Source organism: Streptomyces sp. NPDC026673 (assembly GCF_040638135.1).
In the GTDB taxonomy this organism is placed as follows: Bacteria; Actinomycetota; Actinomycetes; order Streptomycetales; family Streptomycetaceae; genus Actinacidiphila.
On sequence record NZ_JBEZXR010000061.1, the window covers coordinates 1 to 11,709 of the forward strand.

General features: G+C 71.2%; 9 protein-coding genes and 1 pseudogene. 8 read left to right on the forward strand and 2 right to left on the reverse strand.

The window, feature by feature from the left end; translation table 11 throughout:
- The 4 genes and pseudogenes from AB0F62_RS31425 to AB0F62_RS31440 all read left to right on the forward strand — a co-directional run.
- A pseudogene (locus AB0F62_RS31425) lies at positions 1 to 200 on the forward strand (PepSY domain-containing protein); the annotation flags it as partial.
- Positions 201 to 1,329: 1,129 nt separating this feature from the next.
- Entirely contained in the window at positions 1,330 to 2,010 is a 681-nt protein-coding gene (locus AB0F62_RS31430) for an alpha/beta hydrolase-fold protein (RefSeq protein ID WP_361806906.1), read from the forward strand.
- Between the two features lie 237 nt (positions 2,011 to 2,247).
- Positions 2,248 to 2,670: an Ohr family peroxiredoxin gene (locus tag AB0F62_RS31435; protein WP_361806909.1), complete on the forward strand. Its 423-nt coding sequence runs from the start codon at positions 2,248 to 2,250 to the stop codon at positions 2,668 to 2,670.
- Between the two features lie 115 nt (positions 2,671 to 2,785).
- Positions 2,786 to 3,262 carry a VOC family protein gene (locus AB0F62_RS31440; protein ID WP_361806912.1) on the forward strand — a complete coding sequence of 159 codons (477 nt, stop codon included), beginning with the start codon at positions 2,786 to 2,788 and terminating at the stop codon, positions 3,260 to 3,262.
- A 63-nt stretch (positions 3,263 to 3,325) separates the two neighbouring features.
- Here the strand turns inward: AB0F62_RS31440 and AB0F62_RS31445 are convergent, their stop codons facing one another.
- Positions 3,326 to 4,183 (reverse strand): arylamine N-acetyltransferase, encoded by an 858-nt coding sequence (locus AB0F62_RS31445; RefSeq protein ID WP_361806915.1) that lies wholly within the window; start codon positions 4,181 to 4,183, stop codon positions 3,326 to 3,328.
- Positions 4,184 to 4,770: 587 nt separating this feature from the next.
- Between AB0F62_RS31445 and sigJ the strand changes: the two genes are divergently transcribed.
- Together sigJ and AB0F62_RS31455 are read left to right on the forward strand one after the other, a co-directional pair.
- The gene (gene sigJ / locus AB0F62_RS31450; protein ID WP_361806918.1) at positions 4,771 to 5,688 is read left to right on the forward strand and encodes an RNA polymerase sigma factor SigJ; all 918 of its coding nucleotides are present in this window, start codon (positions 4,771 to 4,773) and stop codon (positions 5,686 to 5,688) included.
- Positions 5,689 to 6,030: 342 nt separating this feature from the next.
- Entirely contained in the window at positions 6,031 to 6,711 is a 681-nt protein-coding gene (locus AB0F62_RS31455) for an alpha/beta hydrolase-fold protein (protein WP_361806921.1), read from the forward strand.
- Positions 6,712 to 6,891: 180 nt separating this feature from the next.
- On the opposite strand, the gene AB0F62_RS31460 is transcribed toward AB0F62_RS31455, so the two are convergent.
- Positions 6,892 to 7,635 (reverse strand): SOS response-associated peptidase, encoded by a 744-nt coding sequence (locus AB0F62_RS31460; RefSeq protein WP_361806924.1) that lies wholly within the window; start codon positions 7,633 to 7,635, stop codon positions 6,892 to 6,894.
- Between the two features lie 228 nt (positions 7,636 to 7,863).
- Between AB0F62_RS31460 and AB0F62_RS31465 the strand changes: the two genes are divergently transcribed.
- Positions 7,864 to 10,335 (forward strand): SpoIIE family protein phosphatase, encoded by a 2,472-nt coding sequence (locus AB0F62_RS31465; RefSeq protein ID WP_361806927.1) that lies wholly within the window; start codon positions 7,864 to 7,866, stop codon positions 10,333 to 10,335.
- Entirely contained in the window at positions 10,332 to 11,696 is a 1,365-nt protein-coding gene (locus AB0F62_RS31470; protein ID WP_361806930.1) for a carotenoid oxygenase family protein, read from the forward strand. Before AB0F62_RS31465 ends, AB0F62_RS31470 begins: the two co-directional genes overlap by 4 nt.
- The last annotated feature ends 13 nt before the right edge of the window (positions 11,697 to 11,709 follow it).

Sequence of the window (11,709 nt, forward strand, 5' to 3'; positions counted from 1 at the left end):
CCCGCGACGGCCGCACCGCACCGATGGGCAAGGCCCCCGCACGCGGCACATGGCGCCGCCTGCCACGACCGGCCCTCATCCTCGGCATCCCCGCCATCGCCGCCCTGGGCTGGGCACTGCCCATCCTGGGCATCACCCTCCTCGGCTTCCTGCTCCTGGACATCGCCGTCGGGCTCGTCCGACGGGCCCGAACCGCCTGACCGGGGAAGGCCGGCCCATGCGGATTTCGTGGTCGACGGCCGACACGCGGCCCGAACCCGTTTCACCGTCAGGCCCATGGCCGAGAGCGGTGGGTCGTCCTCGCGCGGATAGGTGGAAGGGCGCGGGTTCGTCTCGCTCCCTTCGGTCGCAAAGACGCCGGCTGCGGACGGGAGGGTGGGGGCGGCGCTCCTCGGCGGTGTGCGGGCCGGAGGGTGGCGGGGGTTCAGGCTCCGGAGCGGGGCCGGTTGTTCATGGGGTGCCGGTCTCGTCGCCGTCCGCGCGTATAGATGGCCGGTGGCCACGCCCACCCTTCGTGGATGGCGCACCCGCCGTAACCGGCGTCTGCGGGTAATTCCCCGACAGGACACGGGCCAGGCGGGTGGTCTGCCGAGATCGGGCTCTGTTTCACCGAAATATTCGGCGAAAGCGGGCCCGATGTCCCCCAGCCCAAAGATCGGGCTCTGTTCCGCCGACATATTCAGCGAAAGCGGACCCGATCTCTCCCAGCCCAGAGAACGGGCTCTTCCGCCATATATGTCGGTGAAAGCGAGCCCGATCTCCCACGCCCCGCCAGCACCCCGAATCAGTCGCAGACGCCGGTCACGGCGGGCGCGCCCACCACCGGGAGTAGGCGTGGAAGCGGCCATCTATACGCGCGGACGGCGACGAGACCCGCGCCGCCGGAGAGGGAACCCGCTCCGGAGCCTGAACCCCCGCCACCCACCGGCCCGCACACCGCCGAGGAGCGCCGCCCCCACCCTCCCGTCCGCAGCCGGCCGCTTTGCGACCGAAGGGAGCGGGACGGCGGGACACCCGAACCACCCGCCCGCTGGCACACCACCACACCCACCCTGGACCCCGTCGTCGACGGCCGACACGCGGCCCGGGAAGCAGCCACGGCAGACACCCCTCACCCGTGTTGAAACACCGGAACCACCGACCCCGACATGAGTACGGCCAGTGCCCCACACAGCGAGAGTGACGGACCGCCACATGACCGATGGCGCGCCTCCAGCCCCCAGCCCACAACTGGCATCCGGAACGCGCCGCGCTCCCTTGCACGCCACCGCACCCGCACCCGCACGTGCCGCACCCGCAGCGAACAATGCCCCGTCTCACGGAGGAACCGTGCGCACCGCCTGTCCCGACCTCACCCAGGGCGCGTTGACCGTCCACCCGGTACCCCCGTGCCACGCCCCACTGAGGGCCGGCCTGCACGAACTGGCCACCCCCACCAAGCCCGCCCTCCTCCACGTACCGACCCGCCTTCCCTTCCGGCCGGTTCCCCTCCTGGTCGCCTGCCACGAGGCCGGGGGCGCGCCCGGCGACATGCTCAGCCTGCTGCGCGCGGAGGCCGAACGGCGCAAGGTCCTGCTCCTCGCACCCCACGCCGACCAGGTGACCTGGGATGCCGTCGGGGAAGGGCACTTCGGCGACGACGCGGCCGGCCTCCAGTACGCCATGGCCGCCGTCTTCGGTCACTTCCCGGTCGACCGCGACCGCATCGCCATCACCGGGTTCTCCGAAGGCGCTTCCTACGCCCTCGGCCTGGGTTTGGCCAACGGCAACCTGTTCACCCGCGTGCTGGCCCACTCCCCCGGACACATCCCACCCGGGTGCCGAACCGGGCGCCCGACCATCTTCGTCTCCCACGGCCGGCGCGACACGACCCTGCCCGTCACCCGCACCAGCCGCCGCATCGTTCCCGCCCTCGAGGACGCCGGCTACCACGTCGACTACATCGAGCACGACCTGGGCCACCTCGTCCCCGACGACATCGTGTCCACGTCGGCCGAACTGCTGGGCTGAACACCGATGACTCGCCGTGCCTTCCACACCTCAACGGGACCTGCCCATGCGCTCCTTCGGCGCCGACAGCCGACCCGTCCGCCGCCGACGCCTCATCATCACCACCTTGACAGGTGATGATCGCATTGCGATCATTCGATCACCTCCTTGGCGGGTGACGCACCCAAGTGCACTCCGCCAGAAGGTCCTGCGGCTCAAGAGACCCGCGACATTCCCCATCCCCATGAAGGACACCCCATGCCGAACAGCTATACCGCCGTCGTGAACGTCACCGGCGAGGGCCGCAACGGCGGCCGTGTCCGGTCCGACGACCACCTGCTGGAGACCTCGCTGTCCCTCCCCAAGGAATTCGGCGGTGCCGGCACCGCCACCAACCCCGAACAGCTCTTCGCCGCGGGCTGGGCCGCCTGCTTCCTCGGCGCCGTTCGTCGTGCCGCCGCCGAGCGCGAGGTCAAGCTGTCCAGCACGGAGATCAACGCCGAGATCACCCTCAGCCACAGCGACGGCGAGTACTCCCTCGCCGCCGTCCTCAACCTCGAACTGGGCGGCGTCGACCAGGACATGGCCACCGAGCTCGCCAACGCCGCGCACCGGCTCTGCCCCTACTCCAAGGCCACCCGCGGCAACATCCCCGTCACCATCAACGCCACCGCCGTCTGAGCCCGCCCGAGCGGGCGCCGGCAGTCAGGGCCCCATGGACGGCCACCTGTCGGATGGGGCCCGGACGGCTGCCCGTGGGCCGGTCACCCACGCATCAGCAAGGAATGGAGTACCCGTGGATTCCGGGTCGGAACTCATCGCACTGCCCGTCTCCGACGTCGACCGCGCCAAGGCCTTCTACCAGGCGCTGGGATTCCGGCTGGACGTCGACCGCATGCACGGTGACGGGCTCCGGTCCGTCCACTTCACAGCGCCGGGCTCCACATGCTCCGTCATCCTCGGCCGGGGAACGGCCTCCGCCGCGCCCGGCTCATTCCGGGACCTGTATCTCGTCGTCTCCGATATCGAGAGGGCCCGTGCGAAGCTCGTCGGCCGGGGCATCGAGGTGAGCGAGGTGTTCCACGACACCGAAGGACGCCTCTTCCACGGTCACAAGGCCGGTGAAGTGGTCCACCACGGCGCCGGCCGCAGCCGGGGGGCCGGACTGCGCCCGGCCACCCGCGCCGCCTACGGCTCCTACGCCACCTTCAGCGACCCGGACGGCAATGGCTGGGTACTGGAGGAGGTCAACAACCGTGCCCCCGGGAGTTGACACCCCGCCAGTGGGCCTTCTGCGGCACGATGCCCGCTCCCGGGAGTTGGACGGCGACGTGGCCTATCCGGCCCTACCGGCCTGCCGAGCCGAGTGCGCGGCGCGCACTCTCTCCCACAGGGCGGTGCGTTCCGCGGGCTCGATCTCGGCCAAGGTGATGCCGAAGGTATCGGCCAGGACGCCGAACCACTCGTCGGCGGTGCCGAGTTCCCGCTGCACGCGGCCGGTGCCGTCGGTGGTGCTCAGCAGGCAGCCCCGAAGCTGGTCGAAACCGTCCGCACGCCGGCGTACCACCGCGGCGGTCCGGACGAACTGCGAGTCCGGCGAAGTGGACATCACCGCATGGCACTCGGCGAAGTCCCCCGGTGCGGCGGGCGCCAAGGTGAAGTCCATGCCCACGAACGCCCCACGCTCGTCGTTGTCGAACCGCCAGCCGCCAGGCTCAACCTGCGACGGCCGCAGATGGTAGGTGAAGGGCCCCTGCCGGTAGCTGCCCGCACGCAGGGGAATCGGCTCGTACGGGGCCTCACCGAAGCCGACGTCGGCGACCCAGGTCTGGCCCTCGCAGTCCACGGTGAGCGCGAGGTGGCCGCCGGTGGCACCGGGCGGCTGCGAGCCGGCGTCCGAATGGACCCCGCCACGATGCCAGGTGACGTCGTAGCCCAGTGCCGTCAACAGAGTGGCGAAGGCGCCGTTGAGGTGGAAGCAGTACCCGCCGCGCCCACGCAGGATCCTGGCTATCGACTCGTGGGGGTCGACGGTCGTCGGCCGGCCCAGGTGGATCTCCAGGGTCTCCCAGGGCACCCGCTCCACATGGGCCCTGTGCAGAGCCCGCAGTTCGGCGGCCGAGGGTTTGCGGTGCCTGTCGGGAGTGACGCCGAGGCGCAGCAAATAGGGTGCGACGAAGGATTCGGAAGGCATGGCGGAAATGTGACCTCAGGCTGATTGCATCAACGTTTCACGAGCGGCCCGAGAGGCCCCGGCGGGCGGGGTTGTATGGCCGGACGACGCCACTGCCGGGCATGCGGGAATGCCGACGGCGTCGGCCTGGCGGAGTGATTTCGATCATGCGCGGCAGGGATCGGCGAGCAGACGGCAATCGCAATGGAAACGGGGACTCTCAATTAAGAGCATATGCCCCTATAGGAAGCGGGGCAAGGCCCTCCCGGTTCGACCGGCCATCACTCCGCCACACCTCCCGACTTTGCGAGCCTCACACTAGGAGCATATGCTCATAAGTGGGGCTGACAGCAGCCCCAAGGGGTCGGGACGGCAGGTCCCCCCACGTACGTCCCTCCTGCGCATACGCGCGCGTCAACGCATGCTCTCCGTTGCCGGATGGGCCGTTCTCCGGAATCCAGAGCAGTCGTACCCCGGGGAAAACAACGACTCAACGGGTTCCCGGGCGGCCCGGGGAGGCACCCGCCGAAGTGCCCGTGGCGGATCAAAGCTGTCAGGAACGTGGTCGCCCGCCGGGGCGGCGACGGGATGAAGGAGGTTGCGTCCGCATGAGTACGACGCGTGTGTCCAGGCCGCCGGCGGTGCTCGAAGCCGAGTGGGAGACGCACCGACCCGCCGTCTTCGGGGTGGCCTATCGCTTGCTGGGAAGCGTGGCCGATGCCGAGGACGTCGCCCAGGACGTATGGCTTCGGGCGGCCGGAGCCGATCTGCGCGACATCAGCGATCTTCGGGCTTGGCTGGTCACGGTCGCGGCGCGACGCTCGTACGACGTCCTGAAGTCCGCGCGGGCCCGCAGGGAGACCTACGTGGGGCCGTGGCTGCCCGCCCCGTTGCTGACCGGGCCGGACGCGTCGGAGGCGGTACTCGTTGACGAATCCGTCGGCTCGGCGATGCTCCTGATCATGGAAGAGCTGAGCCCGCCGGAACGCGTGGCCTTCATCCTCCACGACGTCTTCGGCATCGAGTTCAGCCGGATCGCCGAAGTGCTGAGCTCCTCCGTGCCGGCTGCCCGCCAACTCGCCTCGCGGGCGCGACGGAAGGTGGCCGGGGCGCGGCAGCACACGGCGCGGGCGCCACGGGCGGAGCAGGACCGGCTGCTCGCCGCGTTCCGTGCCGCCTACGAGGCCGGGGACATGGCCGGGCTGGTGCGGATCCTCCACCCGAAGGCCGTGTTCGTCGCCGACGGTGGCGGCCGCATCCCCGCGGCTCGCAAGCTGGTGTACGGCGCTGCGCGCATCGCCATGATGATGGTGCGGGTGGGACGCCGGTGGCATCCGGACCGCATCGACATCGTAGAGGTCGGCGGCGAACCGGCTCTCCTGATCCGCCGTGAAGGCCGCGTCCACGCCGTCGACACGGTGCAGATCGAGGACGGCCTGATCACCGTGTGCCGCAGGGTCCTCAACCCGGAGAAACTCGCGCACCTCTCAGCTGTCACAACCGCGCGGGCCGCCTCGTCTCCCTGATGACAAGACGGCGGTAGACCGGGCCGGCCACAGTCGCCGCCGCTGTCAGGCCGCGTCGTCATCACCGCCTGCTCGCCGGCTTCAGAAGGTCCGTACCCGGCCCTGCCGTCCGCGACCGAAGCGGCGACCCGGCCGCGGACGAGGCAGACGCACCTCACCGGCGCCGAGCCCCACAGACATGGGCTCCGCATCCTGCGCTGAGGCAGATCCACGTCTCGGCCTGCGATGAACACGCATGACCGACGGCACCGTACACAGCCCAAGAGAATCCGCCGTGCGCCACCGCCCCTCCCTCGCCACACACCAGCACCAGCGACCACGGCCTCGTCCGATGGAGGAACCATGCGCACCGCTTCCCGTGACCTCCCCCACGGTGTACTCGATGTCCACCCGCAAGCCCCGTTCCACGCCCCGCTTGCGCCCGGTCTGCACGAGTTGGACACCCCCACCAAGCCCGCCGTCCTCCATGTGCCGATCCACCTTCCGCTCCGGCCGGTTCCCCTCCTGGTCGCCTTCCACAAAGCCGGGGGCGCGCCCGATGACATGCTCGCCCTCCTGCGCGCGGAGGCCGAGCGGCGCAAGTTCCTGCTCCTCGCCCCCCGCGCCCATCGGGTGACCTGGGATGCCGTCGTAGGCAGGCGGTTCGGCAAAGACGCGGTCAGCGTCCAGCACGCCATGGCCGCCGTCTTCGGTCAGTTCCCGGTCGACCGCGACCGCATCGCCGTCGCCGGGTTCTCCGACGGCGCTTCCTACGCCCTCGGTCTGGGTTTGGCCAACGGGGACCTGTTCAGCCGCGTGCTGGCCTACTCCCCCGGGCGGGTGCCACCCGGGTGCCGAACCGGGCGCCCGACCATCTTCGTCTCCCACGGCCGACGCGACACCGTCCTGCCCGTCACGCGCACCAGCCGCCGCATCGTTCCCGCCCTCGAGGACGCCGGCTACCACGTCGACTACCTCGAGCACGACTTCGGTCACCATGTCCCCCAGGACGTCGTGACGGCCTCGACCGAACTGCTGGGCTGAGGCTCGACGACCTCCGTCGTCGGTGAGGCGTTCCCGTACGCACGGTGAAGTGCACTCATCCACGTGTGTTCCCCCGGTTCTGAACGACCGGACGCATCCGCGGGTCGGTCAGTCCGGTGCAGTCACTGGGAGGGCCCCTGCGGGGCGGCAGCCAGTGCCCTGACCGTTCTGCGCCGGCGGTCAGCGCTCCGGTCCGGCGGCGTCCAACAGGTGGGGGCCGTTGTTGCGGACGCTGTTGACCGCCAAGGACACGGGCCGGACCGACAGGTGGCCGTCGGCGGGGGCAGTGAGCAGGGCGCGGAGTTCGTCGGCGTTCTGGTGCTCGGGGTCGAGCCAGGCGTCGTAGTCGGCGGCCGCGATGGTCAGCGGCATCCGGGGGTGGACTCGTCCGGCGGCATCGGTGGCTTCGGTGGTGATGATCGTGCAGGTGGCCAGCCAGGCGCCCGGGTCGTCATCGCCGGCGATCTCCTTGTTCCGCCACCATTCGTACAGGCCCGCGAAGGCCATGCACTGGTCGGCCTGCTCGGGGCTGATGAAGTAGGGCTGCTTGTGGGCCTTCCTGTCCTCGGTGGCCGGGACGGCGACCCACTCGTAGTAGCCGTCGGCCGGCAACAGGCAGCGGCGCCTGGAGAAGGCGCGGCGGTAGGCGGGCTTCTCGTGGACCGTCTCCATCCGCGCGTTGATCATTCTCGAGCCGATCGCCGGGTCCTTGGCCCAGGACGGGACCAGGCCCCACCGCAGCGGCCGCAGCTGCCGTTCCAGCGCGCCGGTCTCCCGGTCGACGCCCTCCATGATCGACCACACGGAGTCGGTGGGCGCCACGTTCCAGTTCGGCGCGACAAGGGTCTCCGGGTTCCATTCGGTGACCCGGAACTGCCGCACCAGGTCCTCGGGACGTCGGGTGGAGACATAGCGACCGCACATGCCCACCAGACTGCCACGCCGCACCGACAGCCGTCCGGGGCCTCGTCCCGGCGGCCGGACAGGATGCCCGGAGGCGGCGGCTCCCGACCGGGGAGACGGCGGCCCGCGACCGCGGAGCCGACAGGACGCAGATCGGAGCACCTTGTCCCGGTTAGGGTGGAAACAGCCCGGTATCCGGATGGGAGCGATGTGTCCGAACCGGGACCACAGCGGTAAGGGATGTCCGGCATGGGTGCTCCCACGAGAAATCCGTCCGCAGCGGCAGGTTCCCCTCTGGGCGCGGCGACGGCCCTGATCGTGATCGACGATGCCGCGGTCGTCCGCGGGTGGGACGAAGGGGCCGCGGCACTCCTCGGCTGCTCGGCCCGGGAAGCGGTGGGCAGGCCCCTGGCGGATGTCCTCCCGTCCACGGGGACGGATACGCCCGAGGCGGATGTGCCCGATGCCACCGCGCGGCTCGGATCGGAGCGGGAATGGGAGGGCCGGCAGGTCGTACGTCGTGGGGACGGGCGCCGCCTGGACCTGGAGGTCAAGATCCTGCCCGTCCACATCTCGAGCGGGCCGCCCATGCGCCTGGTCCTCGCGGCCGACACCACGCGCACCTGGTGGGCCAGGGCCAGTCGTTCCCTGCTGGAGGGGATCACCACCACCGCTCCGGTGGGCATGGCGGTACTCGACACCCGGCTGCGCTTCACCTGGGTGAACGACGCCATGCAGGAACTGTGCGGGGTTCCCCGCGAGAGGTTCCTCGGCCGGCGCCCGGCGGACGTCCTGCCCGGGCTGGACGTGGCGAGTACCCAAGCCGAGATCTGCCGGGTCCTGGAGAGCGGGATCCCCACATCGGGCCGCAAGCGCTTCGGACGTGTCCTGGCGGACCCGGGCCAAGTGGCCTACTCCACCTCGTGCTTTCGCCTGGAGACCGAGGACGGGCGCCCGCTCGGCGCCTGCTACATCGTCCTGTCCACCACCGACCAGCACCGCGCCCAGCAGAAGCTCACGCTCCTGAACGAGGCCCGCAAGCACATGGGCAACACGCTCGACGTCGCCGACGCCGCGCAGGAGTTGGCCGACGCCGCCGTCCCCGGGCTCGCCGACCACGTCACCGTCGACCTCCTCGATGCGGTGCTCCGCGGCGAGGAGGCTCGGCCGGGCCCGGCCGACGCCGCCGCCGTCGCCACCCTGCGCACGGCCGGGTACCGCTCCACCCGCGGCGACGTCGCCCCGCCCGTCCCGACGGGCGGGCCCTGCTCGTATCCCCGGCGGTCGCCGGCCGCGCGTGCGATCACCCGTGGAGTGCCGTCGCTCGTCCCCCACGTGGACCCCACCGATCCCGCGCGGAACGCCGACGACCCGGTCCGCGGCGCCCACGAGCGCCGCCTCGGCGTGCACTCCCTGATGATCGTGCCCATCCGCTCGCGCGGCACCACCGTGGGAGCGGCCACCTTCGAGCGCTCACGCGACTCCGGGCCGTTCCTGCCCGGCGACGTCGACATCGCGGAGGAGCTGACCGCGCACGCCGCCGTCTGCATCGACAACGCCCGCCGCTACACCCACGAGCATGCCGCGGCACTGACCCTCCAGTGCAGCCTGCTCCCGATGGACCTCCCGGCGCAGAACGCCGTCGAGGCGGCCTACCGCTACCTGCCCGCCGACGCGGAGGCCGGCGTGGGCGGCGACTGGTTCGACGTCCTGCCGCTCTCCGGAGCGCGAGTCGCCCTCGTGGTCGGTGACGTCGTCGGCCACGGCATCCACGCCGCCGCCACCATGGGACGCCTGCGCGCCGCCGTTCAGACCCTGGCGGACATCGACCTCGCCCCGGAGGAGATTCTGGCCCACCTGGACGACATGGTCAGCCGGATCGCCCAGGAAGCCGCCGATTCCTCCGGCGTCATGGGCGCGACCTGCCTGTACGCCACCTACGACCCGGTCTCCCGGCACTGCACCCTCGCGCGCGCCGGGCACCCGGCGCCCGTGCTGGTCACCCCCGACGGCGACGCCCGGCTCGTCGACCTCCCCAGCGGCCCACCCCTGGGGCTGGGGGGCCTGCCCTTCGAATCCCTCTGCATCCCGCTACCGGAGGGGAGCGTGCTCGCCCTCTACACCGACGGCCTGATCCAGAGCCCCTCCCTCGACACGGATCGCGGACTGCGGCACCTGGTCGACGCGCTCGCGAACCCGGGCATCCCGTTGGAGGAGCAGTGCGAGGCCGCCGTCACCGGCCTCACGAACGGCAGGCCGGCGGACGACGTGGCGCTGCTCCTGGCGCGGACACGGGCCCTGGGGGCGGAACAGGTCGCGTGCTGGGAATTCCCCAAGGACCCCGCGGTCGTCGCGTCGGCCCGGTCCCGGGCGGCCCGGCAGCTGGCCGCCTGGGGACTGGAGGACCTCACCTTCACCACGGAGCTGGTCGTCAGCGAGCTGGTCACCAACGCCATCCGTTACGGCTCGGACCCCGTCCGGCTCCGTCTCATCCGCGACCGCACCCTCATCTGCGAGGTCTTCGACGGCAGCAGCACCTCGCCCCACCTGCGGCACGCCCGGACGACCGACGAAGGCGGCCGCGGCCTCTTCCTGATCGCCCAGGTCGCCGAACGGTGGGGCGCCCGCTACGCGAAGTGCGGCAAGACGGTGTGGTCCGAGCAACCTCTCAAGGCCGCCGCCGCTGGGCACCGCGGCCCCGACGGAAAGGCTGCGAGATGAGCGGCGCAGATCCGGCGAACCGTTACCTCGAGGGCAACTACGCGCCCATGGCCGAGGAGGTGAGCACCACCGACCTGCCCGTCACAGGTGAGCTGCCGCGCGATCTGAACGGCCGCTACCTGCGCATCGGGCCGAACCCGCGCGGCGACGCCGACCCGGCCACCCACCACTGGTTCACCGGAGCCGGGCTGGTGCACGGCATCCGGCTCCGCGACGGCGAGGCCGAGTGGTATCGCAGCCGGTTCGTCACCAGCGACCGCGGTTCGCCGAACACCAACGTCGTGAGCCACGCCGGACGCATCCTGACCCTCGTGGAAGCCGGCAAGCCGCCGGTGCAGATCTGCCCCGACCTCGCCCGCATGGCCGTCTGGGACTGCGACGGTGCCCTCAGCCGGGGCTTCACCGCCCATCCGAAGACCGACCCAGCGACCGGTGACATGCACGCCATGACCTACAACCCGCGCTTCAGGTCCGTCCGGTACGTCGTAATTGGCGCGGACGGCGAGGCCAGGCACCGCGCCGACATCGAGGCCGCCGACGGGCCCATGGTCCACGACATGGCGCTGACCGAGACCCGCGTCGTGGTGCTCGACCTCCCGGTCACCGTGGCCGCCGCCGAGCGGCGCGCGCGGGCCGGTGAACCGGTCTCCAACCTGCCGTACACCTGGGACGACAGCCACCCTCCGCGGGTCGGGATCCTGCCCGTCGGGGGGACGGCCGAGCAGGTGCGGTGGGTCGAGGCGCCGCTGTGCTTCGTCTTCCACGTCCTCAACGCCTTCGACAACGCCGACGGCTCGCTGACCATGGACGTCATCCGGTACGACGAGATGTTCGCCCGGGATGTGCTGGGACCCGGAGACGCCGAGCCGACGCTGGTGCGCTGGACGGTGAACCCCGCCCTCGGCACCGTCAACGAGGAGGCGATCAGCCCGTACCGTGTCGAATTCCCTCGTATCGACCGCGCGTTGACCGGTCGTCCGCACCGCTACGGATGGTTCGCCGGATTCGGCGCCCACGGACTGATGATCACCGACGACGTGGAGCGCAGCCGTACCGAAGGGTTCGGCGCGGGACCGCTGGTCAAGGTGGACACCCGCAGCGGGCAGACCACGACCCATGACCACGGGCCGGGCCGGGTCACCATGGAGCCCGCCTTCGTGCCGCGACCGGACGCCGCGGGCGAGGACGACGGCTGGATCCTCTCGGTCGTCCACGACGCGGGCGTGAACCGGGCCGAACTGGTCGTCCTCGACGCCTCCGACATCACCGCCGCCCCGGTCGCCAGGGTGCACCTGCCCCGTCGCGTGCCCTTCGGCTTCCACGGGAACTGGATCGCCGACGACGAGATCGGCCCTCCGTGACAGGTCGCCGGCC

What these genes read in the sequence shown, in the direction of transcription:
- AB0F62_RS31435 (WP_361806909.1), top strand. Translation starts at nt 2,248, where the DNA reads ATGCCGAACAGCTATACCGCCGTCGTGAACGTCACCGGCGAGGGCCGC.
- AB0F62_RS31445 (WP_361806915.1), bottom strand. Translation starts at nt 4,183, where the DNA reads ATGCCTTCCGAATCCTTCGTCGCACCCTATTTGCTGCGCCTCGGCGTC.
- sigJ (WP_361806918.1), top strand. Translation starts at nt 4,771, where the DNA reads ATGAGTACGACGCGTGTGTCCAGGCCGCCGGCGGTGCTCGAAGCCGAG.
- AB0F62_RS31455 (WP_361806921.1), top strand. Translation starts at nt 6,031, where the DNA reads ATGCGCACCGCTTCCCGTGACCTCCCCCACGGTGTACTCGATGTCCAC.
- AB0F62_RS31460 (WP_361806924.1), bottom strand. Translation starts at nt 7,635, where the DNA reads ATGTGCGGTCGCTATGTCTCCACCCGACGTCCCGAGGACCTGGTGCGG.
- AB0F62_RS31465 (WP_361806927.1), top strand. Translation starts at nt 7,864, where the DNA reads ATGGGTGCTCCCACGAGAAATCCGTCCGCAGCGGCAGGTTCCCCTCTG.
- AB0F62_RS31470 (WP_361806930.1), top strand. Translation starts at nt 10,332, where the DNA reads ATGAGCGGCGCAGATCCGGCGAACCGTTACCTCGAGGGCAACTACGCG.